Genomic DNA, 16,824 nt, shown 5'->3' on the forward strand with positions numbered 1-16,824 from the left:
CCCAAACTAATTCTTATATTCTTTGGTAATTCCAAATCAGTGCACTTTACAACTCTTGCTTTTCTTTTTTCTTATGATCATTATAATCCTGCATAGACTGAATAATCTTCATTCTATGTTTTTCTTCTTTTTTATTAAACAAATATTTCGCTATAATTTTAGGTAAAACCCATATTGCCGCTGCGCTTTCAATAAGCATCCCACCTATTGCAACAACAGTTTTAGGATCATTCACCCCTTTTATAACAGCTACTATACAAACAAAACATAATGAAATAACGATAAGCATCAATATACCCATTATCACCCAAAAGAAATGCTTTTTTAACGATGTCTTTGCCTCTTCACTCTTTTTCATTGCGTTAGTAAAAACATCCAAATACTCAATGAACTTTTCGTCCATCTTCATGTATGATTCTTCAAATAAGCTTTTTATCTCTCTTGATTCTTTTGATATTTGCTTTTCTGGGTTTGATGATCCACCATCATCAGCTACCACACTCGTAATGTCATTAGGAACATCCGAAGCAGCTACACTATTGCTAATTACGACATCTATTTTTTCTTCTTTACTGGGCATATCCTATCTCTTCCAACCTTCTCTCGATTGTCTCTTTTTCTACAAAAAAATCAGAAGAGACTTTATTAACTATTTCATCAATATTCTCCAGTTTATTTACTAATATATATCTGTGTAAAATATCTTCAGGTAATATTAGATTGGCAGCAAAAAAATCTGCTTTATCTTCCATTTCTTTCTGTTCTTTAGAAACATTGCTATTTTTTGTCATATACCTTTCATAGAAATTAGATTCATCATTGCAATGTAACATAAAATGTCCAATCTCATGTGCGACTGTAAACATTTGCCTCTGAGGAATTTCATCTTTTTTGACAAAGATAACTCTTTGATACTGCTCACCCTCAACACTAATCGGCTCTATCCCATCCCACAAAATACCAGAAATGGCGTCATCTTGAAAAGAAGCGTATTTTATGGCAAAGCTAAGTTTTTTGGCTATATCAAAGACATTGATAGGATATTTGTCGATTCCATTCTGCGCTAAGATAATTTTTACAGCCTCTGGTATGTAACTATCATTTCTAATATTTTTTCGTATTTCTTTAACATATTCCGGAACTTGCAGTTTACCCATTGTTTTCTAACCTCAAAAAAGACCAACCTACAATTGTATAATATCATATAACCTAACGAGTTTATCATAAAAAGCAAAAATATTATACCATTTTTATTTTCAATTCATATTAGTCTATTATTTTGTATCACCTTAATCCCACATAAAAGTACAGCTTTCTGCATTGTCACCCCTATTGATATACCTTTCGAATTTTTTTAGCCCCAAGCCCTTTACCACCTTAATATAATTCATATATTCTAGAACATCATTTTTACTCATTCCTCCCATTTTATAACGATGTTCCATTTCACCTAATCCTACTCTTAATGCAATCAAAACCTTTCCATACTCAGTAAATCTGTCTAAAAAGCCTTTAATATCCTCAGTATTTATCGTTTCCAAATTATCCAAGACAAATAGCATATTAAACTATCCAAAACTCAATCTGATATTATTTATCAAGATTATTTTTTTCTAACAAAAACTAGTTCAGATAAAACCATGGTAATTATGAAAGAAATAACACTCCAAATAGCTAAATTCACATTTCCAAGCCTTGAATAAACTCCATGAATAAAGTTTATTATTGGAACATGTATCAAAAAAGCATACTGTGATATTGAACCTATATGGAGCAAAACATATCCCCAATTAGATGCTTAGCGCATCATCCCCCTTTTAATAATATTTTGATCCATCTCACTATAATAATTATATCACACTCTACCATACCGCTCTGGAGTATCATTCTATCTGTTTTTAGTTAGTTAAAGTACCATATGCATCTTTTGTTAGAACAGTTTTCCACAGATACACTAAAATAGCATTAAAGCGCACCACCATCCTTGAATATAATCAACTCTGCTATTATTTGAATCAAAGGCAATTCCTGCAATAATTCCATCCGATGTTTTCGAGGTTTATACTGCTTTTCAGGAAGTTCACTTTTTGAATGCACCAATGCGTTGCGGGTGCTATATATTCGATTTGCCAAATTTGTATATACGCCATCATTATCCTTCCACGCAACTATATCCTTACTATTACCAGAAAAACTAACATTCTTAGACGCATACCTTTCCTTAAGTCCTTCATCCCATTCATCTAATGCCATCAAAAGACTTGATATCGGAACATATTCTTCCAAAACATATTTTAATGATTCCAGTTCATTCCCGCGTCCATTCTCCTCATCATTTTTCATTTTTTTGCCAATCCACTTTGCTAAATCATATAGTTTTGATTCATTCTTATATGAAAAGCTGGGATTAGTAAGTTTATCCTTCATTTCTGATATTATTTTTCTTTTATATACCTCACTAAAATAATATTCAAGAACATGATAGAACGATATATACGCAGTAAATGGATCATCAGCATCCAACGCCATCGCATAAAACTCCATTGTCTCTTGATTCACAGTCCTTCGCGGCGGTTCATCAAGCATTCGAACCCTATTTCTACCGCTTATACGCCTCACAAACAAATCCGAAACATCCCCTATCCTCATAATAGAATAACGCGTTTTATACATATAAAGATACTCAAAAGAACTGCAATACTGATTAAATTGTTCTAGCTTTTTACTTTTTTCAGATTTGATCGTAATTGTTCTTATACCAAAAACTCTAGAAAAATACCCTTCAACATCGCCTCGATAAATTGCTGCTCTCCGCATAAATCTCATTGCTCTAGGGTCATCTTTTTTATCACCCATGGTATCGCACATCTGATTACAAACCATCATAATATATTCGAGAGAAGCAACTCCTAATGAGTATTTAATCCCATTTACTGTATCATCGATATTTTCCTCCTTGTCCGGTCTAAGCCATTTTACCCAAGTAGCAACCTCAAATCTTGTATCTGAATATAATAGCATACCCTCACATTTTTGTTTTTTCATTTTTAAATATGCTTTTTTAAGTAGCTCATTAGGAATAACCTTTCTTTCCTCATCATTGTAACTAGTATAACCTACAGATATGTAAAGATCCGAATCTTCAGTTATTTGTTCTTCATCATTCGCCCCCAATATCTGAAAAATATACTTTTTTACCTCCAAATAACTAGCCATCATTTCCCCCTTTTATTTGCAAAATGCATCCTATGAATTAGAATCTCACACTGTGAATTTTTCTCACTATATCTCCAATATGGCTTTTTATTGTATAGAACCAGAAATATGATTTTGGAATCTGATGATATTCCAGTTGAAGTTTCAGCGTCTCTCTGTAGCCAAGGTTGGATCCTGACATGCCACCAGCTCTCATGTTGGCAATCATGTCATAATTGGTTGAGAACGTGGTCTTGCCTTCGGAATATCTTTTTAACATCCAATCATAATCTGAGGATGAGCGATACTTGAGGTCGAAAGTTCCTAAATCTTCGTAGGTTGCTTTGGTTACGAAGCATGAAGGATGGCAGATCATGTGCTGCAGCATGAACTCGTGGCTATAGAACTGGATTTCACTTATCTTTTCGTCCTGATAGATTCTGATCATGCCATAGACGATTTCGTACTTCTGGTGCTGATATGTCCTGAGGGTCTTTTCGATGGCATCTGGCTCGTACCAGTCATCAGAGTTGATGATTCCGACGAGTTCGCCAGTGGCAAGGCCTATGCCTTTGTTCATAGCGTCGTAGATGCCATTATCTTTCTCGGATACGATTCTGACTTCGTATGGAGCTTTTTCTTTGTATTCATTTACGATGGCGAGTGTGTCATCAGTGGACTTGCCGTCGACGATGATGTGCTCGAGGTTTGTGTAGTTCTGGGCCAGGACGGAGTTTAAGGTGTCACGGACAGTCTTGGCACTGTTGTATGTTGGGGTTATTATTGAGATTTTTACTGATGTATCCATTAGCAATCCTTTAATTTATTATTTCAAATTGGTAACTATTTGATCAGCTACATTTCTAGATGAGTATTTTGATATGCATTCAGTGGATGTCTTCTCTAAATCATATATATGCGCTGTAGATAGCATCTTTTGTATTTTTCCAGATAATCCATCTACATCATCAACATCCACTAACATACCATTCTCTTCATTCACAAAATCTTCTGGTCCGCCACATCTTGTAGCAATTACAGGAGTCCCAGTTGCAAGAGCTTCAATGTAAACAATTCCGAATGTCTCTGAACGACTTGGAAGAACGAAGCAATCGCTTTTTGCTAGCTCTTTTGCAAAATCAGATCTGATGTATGAACCGGTAAAGGTAATCTTATCGGATATCCCCAGAGAGTTTGCAAGCTCTTTTATGTTGTTTAGTTCAGGACCATCGCCCATAATTGTAAGGTGCGTATCTTTATATCCTGACGTTGAAAGATCTTTTGCATCCTCTAGGAACTTGGCATAGGCCTTGACGAGAACATCGAATCCTTTGCCGTAGTTCACGCTGGCGGCAGATAGAAATCTGAAGGTGTCTGTTTTCTGCTTTGGAATGTATTTGAATTCAGTGAGGTCTACGATGTTTGGGATTACTACTGAATCTACACCATAGGTGTTCTTCATATCTTTTGCTAAGGCGTTGCTGACACAGATAAGCTGTTTAGCATGCTCTAGGGTTTCTTTTTTTCTTTGCTCTATTGCTTCACCTTCGTTCAAAGGTGTTATATGCTCTGTAATTATGTATGGAATGTTGTTGGCAAGGCAATAATCCGATACGGAGATAGCTTGCTGACAGCAATGGATGTGAACACAGGACGGATGCCCCAGTTCTTTTACTATAGTCTTGATGCTGCGGCGGAAGGCATAGTCCTGAACTGCATACTTGATTGATGGTTTGAAACCGCCTAATGGGAAGTTATACTCATAGACGTCTATGCCGTTTTTGCTGAATTTATTGAGCCCCCATTTGCGGCATCTACGGATTGAGCGAAGGTCTAAAGCTAAGAAAACGACTCTTTTACCGGAGTCGCTGATGGCCTTGGCCTGGTCAAATTGGAATAGTCCGTTTATGGGCCACTTTTCGGAGGGGCAGCCCCAGGAGACTTCTAGTATGTAATCGTTTGCCATTACTGTTCCTCTGCTATGTACCAGACATAGCTATCTATCTTGTCTTGCTCGTAGTCGCCGGACTCTACGATGTGGGTGTAGAGGACGGAATAATCTTTGAGGTTTACGCGGTTGTAACCGTTCTTGTCATAGAATCTGAGGGCGCGTTTGTTCTCGGAATCGACGCACCAGTATATTTGGCGAAGGTGAAGGTCTTTGAAGCCTTTGTTTAGGATCTGTTTCATGGCTTCGATGGAGTAGCCTTTGCCCGTTGCACAGCGACGAATGACGATGCCGAACTCTGCTATTCCGAGGGTGGTGTCGATGTCTTTGAGGCTGGCAGTGCCGAGGTAGGTGCCGTCGGAGGCTAAGTTAGGGATGTCGGCTTCCGCAATGGTTGAATTAACTGTATCGGCTTCGAGGAGCGCTATGGCTAAGTGAAGGTTGTTCTTATCATCCTGTGCTTTATTTATGAAGTTATCACAGTTCTCGATTGTCATGGAACTGAAGTCTTTATGCAAATCTTTTACCAGCTCGTGATCGTGCATCCACTCGAGCATGAGAGGAGCGTCGGAGAGCTGTAATGGACGAAGGGTTATCATGGTATATATTTTATCCTTTTGGTTGGTTTTGTTCGTGTTTTTGGGTGGTTATAACGAATGAAGCGGCGCTAGTGCGCCGCTTCAATTATACTATTATCTAATGTTTGTAGCAAACTGTACACATCTAATCACTAAGCTGTTTATTTAATCATTCACTAAACAACGTACCAAATGCGACGACTATTAATTCTCATCTGTCAGAATCAGCCATCGTTGATATTCTATTTCAATTTAAAAGAAATATATTTCCCACTCATCATACTGTTTATTTCCAATCATAATCTACATCACTTGCTATTGTAGCGATTCACTAGCTCATAATTGTTGGTAAAACCAGCATCCTCTAGATTTAAAACACTTCTTTAGGATCAATACATTATATTATCTACTATACAATACCTATTACTTGATAATTTGAAAGTACAATTCTACAGAATACACCTTGTGTTGTGATAAAGCAGACTAGTGATTCTCAGAACCATAGTTTTTATCATCACTCTTTTTCTTTCTTATATCGGTAGCATTCAAAACAATACGAATCAAAATCTGAAAAAGCTCTTCGTACCTCAGGATATTTCACGCCAACAATTTCAGCACTTGTAGTCTGTATATCTATATTCTTTTCATCCAAATACATGCACAGCATCATAATAGCAAATGCAAATAATGTAATAGAAGCCACTTCTCTCTCATTGATGAGATCTACATTTATAAATGGTATGAAAATAAAAACCATAATACCCAAAACAAAGAATGCAATTGCCAATAAATAAGTAAATTTATATCGCTTTGTCTTACTAAACTCTGCCGGATTAACAAATACATACTTAGGATCATACCCTTTTATCATCTTCAAGTTTCCAATATAATTATCAATGAGAATAAGTGGGCTAACAACATCAGCCGCCTCTTTCTGCTCCAAAAATTTAATCATTACCTGTAACTCACACTGAAATATGTTATCGTTTTCCAATATCATCAATGATTTATAGAAAAAATCACTAATAGATAAGAGCAATGCAGATAAAGATAGCGCCATAAATATATTGTTCCCAACATTTAATATGCCAAAAAGGTTTGTCATCGCTACGAGAAAATAAACCCCCGCGATAACTATAAACATATAATGAGATTTTTTCATCCTTAGTTCCTCCAAATAAATCTCTCACAATATAAACTGTATTATCATATCGGTTACTATATTACTATTTCTTTGACGTTTACAACAGAATCAAAACATGGAAATTCATCCTGTATCTTCTTAGCTTTGATAGAGGATAGGTTATATTATATTTATTATCCTATGTCATTCCTGTTCTGAAGATACGTTATTTTTCTCTCTATTCTTTCTAAGCCCACTTCCCAACGCTTGTATGTCTATCAAAAAAGAATCTGGCTTATCACAATAAAGAACTTTTGTTGTGACTCCAATTTAGTAGTAGACTGCCTGACATTTCCTCGCAAATCTCTTATCCATAGTAATTATACCATCACAAGCAGTTCCATAAACGCAATGTGTAGTATCATGCGTTGAAGATACAGCCGCCCTCTCATTCTTCTCCGCGATATACCCGCAATAATTAAGCACTCTCATTAAAGCCTCAATTGTGTACTTAAGTTCATCATAGTGTTAGCATCTAATTAGTACATTTTAAAATGAGTTAATCCCTTAGATAGCATATAATACAAGAGGAGGGACTCATTATGTCAAGAAAAAACAAACAACACACAAAGCAGTTCAAGTTGGATGCTGTCAACTATCGCAAGGAACATCCTGATCTCACACAGGTTGAATGTGCCAAGAATCTCGGAATAGGTACCAGCACCTTAGCAAGGTGGGAAGCCCAGTTCAAAGATAATGATGGTGATATCCCTACCAGAGGATCAGGTAACTACTCATCTGACGAAGCAAAGGAAATAGCTCATCTTAAACGTGAATTACGTGATGCTCAGGATGCACTTGATGTGTTAAAAAAAGCCATCAGAGGTAATGCCAATCGGGGCTTCAGATAATGAAAACTCCGATGCATCTTCAGATAATCCAGACTTTAACTCGGACGATAATGTAGGTATACAGGCCGGATAAATTAAAAGAAAAAAAGCAAGAATCTATAATTCATTATCCTTCCTTGTCCCCAATGTTGATGACATTCGCTGCTTCGCCTTTAGCAAATATATAATTTCCAAGGTTATCCTGGGCTTCCTTAAAACTCCTAGCATCTGTTCCAGGATATTTCTTGTTGATATTGCTAACCGTCCTAATAAGATCATCTCTTCTACTTCTGGCTTCAGCATTATCAATGCAATCAAAATCAACAATCAGTGACTTATATTGCTCTCTTACTTCCCATAAGTCATTAGCTGCATCAGTATGCTGCTTAATATTGTCAGGTAAATTAAAATTCAGCATGTAAAGATTAATTCCTAATGCCACAGCTGATGTCAATCCACCAATCCAGCTCAATTTCGTGATACCTGAAAAAAACGATGCAAGAAACCCTCCTGCTGATAATGCAGTAAGCACAATCTGCGCAACCTTGATAATCCAATAGTTCTTCTTAAGCCTATTAACAATATTCCAATGGGCCATATAAGTATATTGGACATTTCCTGCTGCTTCAATAATTTGATCTTTCAATTTCAAGGAATCATTATCTCCACTCATAAAACTATACCATCCTTTTTAGTATTTTTCCGAGAACATCCCAATCATCACATGATACTTTCATGCCGCTTCCTGGAGCATACAATGTTGGCACATAGTAAGATGAAACACTATTATAAAGATCTAGCAGAGTTTCTTCGTAATACTTCCCATAGCCATTGCTCTTTTCCTCGTCGTTTCTCAGCCAATGCCACCAACCTATAGCATCATATACAAATGAGTCAATAAGAATACCTGAAAGATGGTAGCTCGAATAATATTCTGATTTTATATACCTAATATGCTTACAAGTATCCGTAAGTAGTCCATTAGCATGATCATAGTCATCCTTTTCGTCTATAGCATCTTGTTCAGCTTTAGGATTTGTAGTCATCCAATTTCCTCCCATATGGGTATCTGGATATTTGTATGTTCCATCCCATGCTCCCAAAATGTTCAGGTTTTGAAATGCTGGCAATATTTCAAACTTCATATCATCGCTGAAATTAACCACCACAACCTGACCATCGCCTTTAATATCCGTATTCGGATAAGTATCGAGAATAGCATCTTTCACTGCTTGAAGAAGTCTTGATTGTCCATTTCCGTAAAGAGATGCAAAATGATCATACTCCTCTCTAGGGAGCTCAATCAGAACATCTAAATCGCTGGTGTTTATTGCAGTCCCTCTACCATAAGATCCAACATATCTACTATGAGCAGTCTCAGAACTACTATCCCAAAACTCTTCATTCACAGCCTTTGTTATTCTCTTATATCGCTTTGATATCAGAGTCCTTGTATCCTTATCATTTGGATGATTACCTTGTATTACATGTGAACTCATTTTATCTTGTCCCCCCAATAATTATGTCTGCATTGGATTATCCTATCAATTTATGAGTTTGTCAGTTCATGAAACTTCATCGAGCAAACATGATTCTCAAATCGATAAAATCCTGTATCATGATAATCAACATATCTTCCTGATACTACTATTCCATTCGCTATATTATGATATCCAGGTTCAACAAATGTTTTCGCAAAATAGCTCGCCTTATCATTTCTCTCTCCAGCTCCCAATTCTAAACTAAGAAATTCCTCATAATTAGCTGCTCTTGTAATCTCTATTTTTTCGCATATGGTGCCATACTTCTTGTTAATCTTAGATTCCTCAAATGCCGGAAGCGCAATGTTTACTAACTGTGGCATAGCATAATCTTCACCATGGTTTTCAATCCTCTTCGATAAATAAGCTACCCCATCTATCCCAAGATCCTTGATACTCATCATAATAAGATGAGATATGATGTAGTCTGAACGGAATTTCCCTCTTGGTGACTTGTTTCTTATAGACGTAGCTATTACCAAAGGATAAATCCTTAATAACGCTCTTACAAGTGATACATTGTTCTCTATCTCATCCTCATTTCCAGAAATGTTATTTACCCCAAACAATAGGTATGGATTTGCTGTAAGATTAAGGATTTGTAGCTTTTTACCACTTTCTGTCAGCTTGATTGCAGACACATTAAAATCACTATATGCAGGCCGTCCCATTTCTAGCCATATATCATATATTGATGAGCCCATATAAAAACAAGGTATTCCTGGAACACTAAACCTTTCTGTGCCTACAAGATCCCGTTTATCAAGTGGAATATGATACATTTCCTTATAATCAAGAAAGTAATCGGTTCTTGCTCTAAAGAAAGTCAGATCATGCTCAAGTAATCGCTCAATATACCTCTTATTCTCTTCTCCATATAAAAATGGATAATTAGCTGACATCCTAGAGCAATAATTCTTGTCTAAATCTGACTTTATAAATCCCGTTCCCTTATCTTCTTCTATAATTCTGGCAAGAAGTCTCTTAATCCTAAGAGAAGCCGAAACTATATCTCCAGAACAATACAGCTTAATGCAGTTCTTAATAATGCCGCCATCTGTTACTATTGCCTTAATAATACCATCCTTCTCATCCTCTGAGAGATACTTTGTAAAGCCTTCATTCCTTTCTAAGAAGTTAACAGCCCAGCTCATATACTTATCCATGCATTTGACAAATGCCTTTTTGTATTCTGAATCAGAATCTATTTCGTATGGAAGTTTAATAATTCCATTATCCATTCTCTCATTCACCCCTTCGGTTTCAACGGCTTTACGCCTTCTTGCTTTGCCATATCTGCAACATCTGAATACTTTCCGGTAATCTCCTCTCGATACTCGTAATGTAGATTCATCTCAAACGACTCGCCCCTCAAAGGCTTGTTACTGCTCCAATCTCTAATAGCGAAACTCTGTTTTCGATTCTTTAATTCTTCATCAATATCAATCATTGATGGTAAAGCATGTATAGTAATTGTCTTTCCATCAAGCCTATAATCCTCCTTGGGACATGGCACAACAATCTGGAAACCATAATTATCAAATTCTAATGAAAAGATGCTGTATGGCACTTCTTTGCCATACTTTCTTCTCAATACAACAGCACTCAAAGGCAATGGTTTTGCTCCAGCAATAAACCTTTCCATAACATATTGTGAATAGATTTTCATATTAAAACATATCTCTTCTCCATTCAGCCATCTTATTGTTTCATCAAAGGCTGAAACTTCATTTTCAGGAATGACTGATAATGCCATGAAAACCAGTGCCTTAAATGCATTCAGCGGAATATATGTATCCTTAACCAACTGTAGCTGTATCTCCCCATTTGAAAAATCAAGACGACCATTACCTGCTACTTCCTGTATCACAAAACCTTTGTCCGTAACATCCATACGGAATTTGCCATCCACCGTTTTGTATGACGGGATTCCATTTTTCCCTTTTGTCTGCGTAACTGTTCGACCAGGTCCTAGATACTTCGCAAACTGATCTTCATATATCCTTCCGAATTTTTTGTTACACGCTTCGCATTCTGATTTCAAGAATAATGATTTGTTTCCTATTAACTCTGATATTGCATGTGCATCATCTGTAAATTTGACTTCTGGTTCAGATTTTCCACAAAACCTACACCTATATGGCTTTGTGACAGCCTTATCCAAAAACTCTTTATGACCTCCAGTATGATTACATACATATTTCGAAATAACATCATAATTCTGAAGATAAAAATCTGCTTGCTCTTCTATCTTCGTCATTGGCGTTATTAGACCGGACTCTCTTTTTAGCCACTTTGTAGTTCTAGGTATATAAATCATTCGGACCACCTCGTGTTATTTATAAATCTTGCACCGCACCTGCAATAATTTCTTAGCAATACTATGATATTGGTAAGAAAATACTACTAGTGTTAGCATCTAATTCGTACATTTTAAAATGAGTTAATCCCTTAGATAGCATATAATACAAGAGGAGGAACTCATTATGTCAAGAAAAAACAAACAACACACAAAGCAGTTCAAGTTGGATGCTGTCAACTATCGCAAGGAACATCTTGATCTCACACAGGTTGAATGTGCCAAGAATCTCGGAATAGGTACCAGCACCTTAGCAAGGTGGGAAGCCCAGTTCAAAGATAATGATGGTGATATCCCTACTAGAGAATCAGGTAACTACTCATCTGACGAAGCAAAGGAAATAGCTCGTCTTAAACGTGAATTACGTGATGCTCAGGATGCACTTGATGTGTTAAAAAAAAGCCATCAGCATTCTAGGAAACAACTAGCAGAAGCCATACATACCGAGGTTACTGCTAATGTAGAGGCATCTAAAGTTACAAAACGTCGCGTCTCTATCTCTGGAATGCTGAAATTTCTTGTCGTGTCTCGCTCTGGATATAAAGCTTTCCTCAATTGAAAAGTCTCTCCTTCAAAACAGCAAAAAGAAACTGTAAAAAGGAAATCCAGCAAATCTATGATGATTCTAAACAGAACTACGGAGCAACTAAAATAACTCAGGAACTACGCAAATCCGGTGAGACCATTTCAGAACGCACAGTAGGCAAATACATGCGCGAAATGGGGATTAAAGCTCAATGGATCAAACCTTGGACTACCACAACCAGAGATTCTGATTTTAGCAATGAACTTCACAATATTCTTGATGAACAGTTTAATCCAGAGCGTCCTAACGCAGTCTGGTGTACTGATATCACATATATATGGACTCAGGACGGCTTTGTATATCTCAACTGCGTCATGGACTTATTTGCCAGGAAAATCATTGCCTGGACCCTTGCAGATACCATGGAGGTATCTACAGTAATTGAAACCATAAATAAGGCAAAAGCCTGCCGCAACACAGATCTGCCTTTGATAATCCATTCAGATTGCGGAAGCCAATACGTTTCAAGCGCATGGCGTGAGGCTACTGAAAAGATGCAGCGTAGCTATTCCTATTCCCATAGCGGTTATCCATACGATAATGCCTGCATAGAATCCTTCCATTCCTTGATTAAAAGGAAGGGGCTTAACCGCTTTTCTATTATCAACTACAAGCACGCATATAGGCTTGTATTCGAGTATATCGAAACCTTTTATAACACCGTTAGGATTCACAGCCACTATGACTATATGTCTCCTAACGAATTTGAAGAACTATATGAGAGGGTTATGGTTACACCTGCTGCATAAGCAGGTAAACCTCTCATTTTAATTTGTACTTTTTATTGACATAGGACCATAAAAAGGTACACAAATCACATATTTTTTTTCTTTGCATTCTTAATTTCATCATAATATTCAATGACATTGACAAATGGAATTGATATCTTACCTGTATTAAATAAAGTCGCACTTATAGCTTCAATCTTTCCTCTTGCAATACCAATCAATGCCGCAACTCCATTAATAGCAACAAGCGTTTCAAAATCCTTTTCATGTATATCCGCTTCTGGTTCAAAAGCTCCTTCTAAATCCATTTTTATCTTTGTTTCAACATTATCATCTTTTTCAATTTGTACATCAATGGTAATTCTCACCGTATAAAAAAAACTATTACCAACAACTTCTTTTTTGGGTTTATGTACAGATAACCCAAAAGACTTCTTTGCATCTGTTCCTAAATCAATAAGGTTATTATCAACTTTAAGCTCAGTAACCGATGTACCAATTAGGTTAATGCCCTTAGCAACATTATTAAGCTTCATGTCAAGCAATTGCTCCTTCCTTATTTGATTTCATTTTACTAGCCCATTCTAGTTTTTCTCTGCTTGGAACATAATTGTTTTTTGTGTTCATATGCATAACAGAAAAACTCTCTCTAGTAATCTTCCTATTCAAGTATGGCTTGAACTCCAAATCAAGCTTGCAACATATTTCATTCAGTGTTTTTATCGTGAAATTGTACTCTCTGCTTTCCCATTTAGACACCATTCCTTGAGTAACACCCATATACTCAGCAAACTCAACCTGCGTCATTCCCATTTCAATCCTTCTTCTCTCAATTGTAGATGAGATCAATGCTAATTCAGTAATGCTCTTTATCTCTACATCAGATAATCCTTTTGTTAACCAGTTACTTTTTTTTGCGTTTTTAATTTTTTCTTGTATTCCCATTCTTATTCCCTCTTCAGATATATAGCAAGTGTCTGTCAGTCGCTATATAGCCACTTCATTCTTACTTTTGCCCTTCTAATTGCCAATTTATAATCATTAGTGTTGTTCTCCAAAAAAGCTGTTAATAGAACAATCTCTCGGTCATCAGTTATTGAATATAGAACCCTAACATTTTTCTTACCCTCAGGATGTCTTATGCTATATAAATTATCTTCGCCATCTACTTTTTGAAAGCTTGCTAATTCTATTGCTTTCTCTTTATCAGCTTGAAGTACAACCAAGTCACCTATCAACTTTTTCTGATATCTTTGCCAAGGCGGATTATCTTTCCAATTTTCACTAACAGCTTTTGAAAACTCCTTTTTCACACTTGAAATCATATAGATTTCTTCACAGCCTTCAATTTCTATGCATTCTAGCTCCAACCATACAACCTCCTCTCTACACAATAGTGTATTATAATAATATTACATATAAGTAATATTTTCAATTATATTTCTTTTTCCCTTGATGCTTATTAGTAGCTAATATAATCAGTTTTCTGTTTTCTAAAAAGCTTTCAAAATTATTCTATTTGATAATAAAAGCGATGCATCCGCATCGCTTAACTAAGTCATATTGATATGATTACTTTTATTTTTTCTCTTGTACCAAACATGCAGAACTAATCGTAATCCCAAACGCCACGACACTCCACACCCAAATATTCACATCTCCAACCTTACTATACACTCCATGGACGAGATTGATCACGGAAACGTGAATCAGGAATGCATATTGGGAAATTGTTCCCAGGTATAGTACCTTTTCTGTAACCGCCTTTATAGCTTTACCTGAATCAAGGCGTTTACTGATCTTATCTTCAGTCTTTGCAAGGTAATAGATAAGTATTGCTGTAGGAATAGTGAAATAGAATCCTGTTGAAACGACCCATTTACTGTTTTCTGATAAAACAGAAGTACCAAGGTAAATTAGTGCGCAGGACAACAATATGGACAAAACTACTGCTGTGGCTGCAAGCTTACTGTTTTCCTTAATGTCTTTTTCCTGCTGCGAGTGCAAGTATATGTATCCTAATTGTAGAGCTATTAGATAGTCGCCTATTCTGGATATGGGAGATTCATAGGTATAGAGGAAAGCTCCTGATGGTCCAAGCTCTTTTACCAAGGTTAGATTAATGACTATAGTCACCAGGTATATAGCAATCGAAACTATAAGAGGTCTGCTCCAAAAGTTGTTACTTCTCTTGTTGTCATATAGCCTATGCATTATGCCCAGGATTAATGGCGTTAGGATAAAGAGCAGAAGGCTCAGTGACAGATACCACGTAACTATATTGTATTCGCTAAATACGTTATACCACCAGCCGCTCTTTGGGCCCCAGTCAGATACCAGAAGGATGTTTGATAATATCTTAAGGCTCTCTGTCACGATTCTGAACTTGAAGTTTTGCATTAGCTCTGCTCTGAAGCTGTACATATAGAGTCCAAGGGCTACTACCAGCATCACAAGGTGCAGGGGATAGAGCTTTTTTATTTTTCTTGTGGCATATTCCCAGGAGCTACGTACGTCTGCCTTTATATCTTTTTCATATCCGTGAAGAGCGTTCAGGAAGCCACTGAGCATGAGGAATACTGTGATGCTCCATCTGGAGAAGGTATCGTCCAGTACTGTCACGTGGAAGAAGAATATGGATAAGAACGCAAGGGCTCTTAGTATTTGAAGGGATTTGAAGTATTTATGGGTCATGGTTTTGTCCTATAAGTGTTTGTTGATGGTGGGGTGATGTCTAAATATCCAATATTACACAGAGCTATCTGCCACAAATATTTCATAAATCTTTTGATACCTATAGCCCTTTTTCATAACACTAGTGTCTTTAATCAATATTCCTAGATCAACTAGCTGGTCTATAATTTTAGAAACAGCATTTACAGATACTCCAGATGATTCTACGATTTCCTTCTTGGTAAATACGATCTGTTTGCTAATTGCTGGCATAATCCTATAAACAGAATTGCCCTTTATTTTCTTTATAGTTTCCATGTCTTCTTTATAGATCTTTTTTATTCGGTCAATCTTGTATACATATGATGTACATTGATCTATTACACACTGTAAAAAAAACTTAATATAGCCTATAACATTACCTCTCCTCAGTTCCATTAAATTACGCTGATAAGAAGGTTTATATAACTCGATTATTTCTGACAAAAACAATATTGGCATTGTCTCATCCAAAACTGCCATCTGAACTGGAATAAGTGCTCGTCCCAATCTTCCGTTACCATCTTTGTACGCGTGGATTGTTTCAAATTGAGCATGTGATATAGCAACATTTATCAAAAATGGATCCACATACAGATTATTCATATATTCATATAAATTCATCAAAAGCCCATATACTTCTTCTGGAATTGGCGGAACAAAAGTGGCGTTATCAATATCACACCCCCTTGGTCCGATCCAATTCTGTGTAGTCCTTATCTTTCCAGGAGTCTTTTCTGACCCTCTAACACTATCAAGTAATATCTCATGCATGTGGTTTACTAGTTCATAGTTAATTCCATTGTCTAAATTTTCTTCTGCAAATGAAATTGCTTTTTTTAAATTCTGTATTTCTTTACTATCATCATTTTTCTCCATGTATTTTAGATAATACATCTCGTCCTGAGAAATCTGCGTTCCTTCAATCTGTGTGGATTTATAGCTTTCAGTTAGTATGACAGAATCCAAAAAATATGACGCATCAAATTCAAGAGTATTAAGCATAGCCTTATACTCTCCATATTTCGTATTGGCTTCAGATGTTAGTTTTAACAGTTCTTTATCAACCTCGTATTCTAATGGCATTTTTTTTGCAATATATGGTGTCAATTTTAATCTCCTATCCTATTTTTTCACTTTATATGTGTAATTATACACTTTGCG

Annotated in this window: 20 protein-coding genes; 3 read left to right on the plus strand and 17 right to left on the minus strand. The window is 36.3% G+C overall.

Annotation, left to right across the window (positions count from 1 at the left end; all coding sequences use genetic code 11):
• Positions 1-46 precede the first annotated feature (46 nt).
• The 8 genes from BLS24_RS12250 to BLS24_RS12285 all read right to left on the minus strand — a co-directional run bounded on the left by BLS24_RS12250 (position 47) and on the right by BLS24_RS12285 (position 6,883).
• A complete protein-coding gene (locus BLS24_RS12250; protein ID WP_091759563.1) occupies positions 47-580 on the minus strand; it encodes a hypothetical protein in 534 nt (177 codons plus the stop codon).
• Positions 570-1,157 carry an ImmA/IrrE family metallo-endopeptidase gene (locus BLS24_RS12255; RefSeq protein WP_091759566.1) on the minus strand — a complete coding sequence of 196 codons (588 nt, stop codon included), beginning with the start codon at positions 1,155-1,157 and terminating at the stop codon, positions 570-572. Before BLS24_RS12255 ends, BLS24_RS12250 begins: the two co-directional genes overlap by 11 nt.
• 132 nt (positions 1,158-1,289) lie before the next feature.
• Positions 1,290-1,562: a hypothetical protein gene (locus tag BLS24_RS12260; protein ID WP_091759570.1), complete on the minus strand. Its 273-nt coding sequence runs from the start codon at positions 1,560-1,562 to the stop codon at positions 1,290-1,292.
• Between the two features lie 403 nt (positions 1,563-1,965).
• The gene (locus BLS24_RS12265; RefSeq protein ID WP_091759573.1) at positions 1,966-3,216 is read right to left on the minus strand and encodes a hypothetical protein; all 1,251 of its coding nucleotides are present in this window, start codon (positions 3,214-3,216) and stop codon (positions 1,966-1,968) included.
• 37 nt (positions 3,217-3,253) lie between these two features.
• Entirely contained in the window at positions 3,254-4,003 is a 750-nt protein-coding gene (locus BLS24_RS12270) for a glycosyltransferase family 2 protein (RefSeq protein WP_091759577.1), read from the minus strand.
• A gap of 18 nt (positions 4,004-4,021) precedes the next feature.
• Positions 4,022-5,161, minus strand: coding sequence for a glycosyltransferase (locus BLS24_RS12275; RefSeq protein ID WP_091759580.1), 1,140 nt, complete (start codon positions 5,159-5,161; stop codon positions 4,022-4,024).
• A complete protein-coding gene (locus tag BLS24_RS12280) occupies positions 5,161-5,742 on the minus strand; it encodes a GNAT family N-acetyltransferase (protein ID WP_091759583.1) in 582 nt (193 codons plus the stop codon). Before BLS24_RS12280 ends, BLS24_RS12275 begins: the two co-directional genes overlap by 1 nt.
• Before the next feature lie 493 nt (positions 5,743-6,235).
• A complete protein-coding gene (locus BLS24_RS12285) occupies positions 6,236-6,883 on the minus strand; it encodes a hypothetical protein (protein WP_091759586.1) in 648 nt (215 codons plus the stop codon).
• A 563-nt stretch (positions 6,884-7,446) separates the two neighbouring features.
• Between BLS24_RS12285 and BLS24_RS12290 the strand changes: the two genes are divergently transcribed.
• Entirely contained in the window at positions 7,447-7,755 is a 309-nt protein-coding gene (locus tag BLS24_RS12290) for a transposase (RefSeq protein ID WP_091759590.1), read from the plus strand.
• 106 nt (positions 7,756-7,861) lie between these two features.
• Here BLS24_RS12290 and BLS24_RS12295 read toward each other — a convergent pair whose 3' ends face one another.
• Genes BLS24_RS12295 through BLS24_RS12310 form a run of 4 tightly spaced genes read right to left on the minus strand, consistent with a single transcriptional unit; the run spans position 7,862 to position 11,595 of the window.
• Positions 7,862-8,407: an SLATT domain-containing protein gene (locus tag BLS24_RS12295; protein ID WP_091759593.1), complete on the minus strand. Its 546-nt coding sequence runs from the start codon at positions 8,405-8,407 to the stop codon at positions 7,862-7,864.
• Positions 8,408-8,411: 4 nt separating this feature from the next.
• Positions 8,412-9,233, minus strand: coding sequence for an SMODS domain-containing nucleotidyltransferase (locus BLS24_RS12300; protein ID WP_091759596.1), 822 nt, complete (start codon positions 9,231-9,233; stop codon positions 8,412-8,414).
• 50 nt (positions 9,234-9,283) lie between these two features.
• The gene (locus tag BLS24_RS12305; RefSeq protein ID WP_091759598.1) at positions 9,284-10,516 is read right to left on the minus strand and encodes a hypothetical protein; all 1,233 of its coding nucleotides are present in this window, start codon (positions 10,514-10,516) and stop codon (positions 9,284-9,286) included.
• An 8-nt stretch (positions 10,517-10,524) separates the two neighbouring features.
• Positions 10,525-11,595, minus strand: coding sequence for an HNH endonuclease (locus BLS24_RS12310; RefSeq protein ID WP_091759601.1), 1,071 nt, complete (start codon positions 11,593-11,595; stop codon positions 10,525-10,527).
• Between the two features lie 166 nt (positions 11,596-11,761).
• On the opposite strand from BLS24_RS12310, the gene BLS24_RS15450 reads away from it, so the two are divergent.
• A complete protein-coding gene (locus tag BLS24_RS15450) occupies positions 11,762-12,193 on the plus strand; it encodes a transposase (protein WP_242872293.1) in 432 nt (143 codons plus the stop codon).
• Positions 12,190-12,969, plus strand: coding sequence for an IS3 family transposase (locus BLS24_RS12320; RefSeq protein WP_242872294.1), 780 nt, complete (start codon positions 12,190-12,192; stop codon positions 12,967-12,969). The genes BLS24_RS15450 and BLS24_RS12320 overlap by 4 nt, the downstream gene beginning before the upstream one ends.
• 65 nt (positions 12,970-13,034) lie before the next feature.
• Here the strand turns inward: BLS24_RS12320 and BLS24_RS12325 are convergent, their stop codons facing one another.
• The 5 genes from BLS24_RS12325 to BLS24_RS12345 form a co-directional block, all read right to left on the minus strand.
• Entirely contained in the window at positions 13,035-13,484 is a 450-nt protein-coding gene (locus tag BLS24_RS12325) for a hypothetical protein (RefSeq protein WP_091759606.1), read from the minus strand.
• 1 nt (position 13,485) lies between these two features.
• Positions 13,486-13,893: a helix-turn-helix domain-containing protein gene (locus tag BLS24_RS12330; protein ID WP_091759608.1), complete on the minus strand. Its 408-nt coding sequence runs from the start codon at positions 13,891-13,893 to the stop codon at positions 13,486-13,488.
• A gap of 35 nt (positions 13,894-13,928) precedes the next feature.
• Positions 13,929-14,318, minus strand: coding sequence for a type II toxin-antitoxin system RelE/ParE family toxin (locus BLS24_RS12335; RefSeq protein ID WP_091759611.1), 390 nt, complete (start codon positions 14,316-14,318; stop codon positions 13,929-13,931).
• 208 nt (positions 14,319-14,526) lie between these two features.
• The gene (locus tag BLS24_RS12340; protein ID WP_091759615.1) at positions 14,527-15,642 is read right to left on the minus strand and encodes an acyltransferase family protein; all 1,116 of its coding nucleotides are present in this window, start codon (positions 15,640-15,642) and stop codon (positions 14,527-14,529) included.
• Between the two features lie 54 nt (positions 15,643-15,696).
• Positions 15,697-16,770, minus strand: a complete 1,074-nt coding sequence (locus BLS24_RS12345; RefSeq protein ID WP_091759618.1) for a Fic family protein — start codon at positions 16,768-16,770, stop codon at positions 15,697-15,699.
• Positions 16,771-16,824 lie beyond the last annotated feature (54 nt).

Source organism: Butyrivibrio sp. INlla18, from assembly GCF_900103635.1.
Classification (GTDB): domain Bacteria; phylum Bacillota; class Clostridia; order Lachnospirales; family Lachnospiraceae; genus Butyrivibrio.

Coding starts and splice junctions, on each gene's coding strand:
- BLS24_RS12250 (WP_091759563.1), bottom strand. CDS start 580: ATGCCCAGTAAAGAAGAAAAAATAGATGTCGTAATTAGCAATAGTGTA.
- BLS24_RS12255 (WP_091759566.1), bottom strand. CDS start 1,157: ATGGGTAAACTGCAAGTTCCGGAATATGTTAAAGAAATACGAAAAAAT.
- BLS24_RS12260 (WP_091759570.1), bottom strand. CDS start 1,562: ATGCTATTTGTCTTGGATAATTTGGAAACGATAAATACTGAGGATATT.
- BLS24_RS12265 (WP_091759573.1), bottom strand. CDS start 3,216: ATGGCTAGTTATTTGGAGGTAAAAAAGTATATTTTTCAGATATTGGGG.
- BLS24_RS12270 (WP_091759577.1), bottom strand. CDS start 4,003: ATGGATACATCAGTAAAAATCTCAATAATAACCCCAACATACAACAGT.
- BLS24_RS12275 (WP_091759580.1), bottom strand. CDS start 5,161: ATGGCAAACGATTACATACTAGAAGTCTCCTGGGGCTGCCCCTCCGAA.
- BLS24_RS12280 (WP_091759583.1), bottom strand. CDS start 5,742: ATGATAACCCTTCGTCCATTACAGCTCTCCGACGCTCCTCTCATGCTC.
- BLS24_RS12285 (WP_091759586.1), bottom strand. CDS start 6,883: ATGAAAAAATCTCATTATATGTTTATAGTTATCGCGGGGGTTTATTTT.
- BLS24_RS12290 (WP_091759590.1), top strand. CDS start 7,447: ATGTCAAGAAAAAACAAACAACACACAAAGCAGTTCAAGTTGGATGCT.
- BLS24_RS12295 (WP_091759593.1), bottom strand. CDS start 8,407: ATGAGTGGAGATAATGATTCCTTGAAATTGAAAGATCAAATTATTGAA.
- BLS24_RS12300 (WP_091759596.1), bottom strand. CDS start 9,233: ATGAGTTCACATGTAATACAAGGTAATCATCCAAATGATAAGGATACA.
- BLS24_RS12305 (WP_091759598.1), bottom strand. CDS start 10,516: ATGGATAATGGAATTATTAAACTTCCATACGAAATAGATTCTGATTCA.
- BLS24_RS12310 (WP_091759601.1), bottom strand. CDS start 11,595: ATGATTTATATACCTAGAACTACAAAGTGGCTAAAAAGAGAGTCCGGT.
- BLS24_RS15450 (WP_242872293.1), top strand. CDS start 11,762: ATGTCAAGAAAAAACAAACAACACACAAAGCAGTTCAAGTTGGATGCT.
- BLS24_RS12325 (WP_091759606.1), bottom strand. CDS start 13,484: ATGAAGCTTAATAATGTTGCTAAGGGCATTAACCTAATTGGTACATCG.
- BLS24_RS12330 (WP_091759608.1), bottom strand. CDS start 13,893: ATGGGAATACAAGAAAAAATTAAAAACGCAAAAAAAAGTAACTGGTTA.
- BLS24_RS12340 (WP_091759615.1), bottom strand. CDS start 15,642: ATGACCCATAAATACTTCAAATCCCTTCAAATACTAAGAGCCCTTGCG.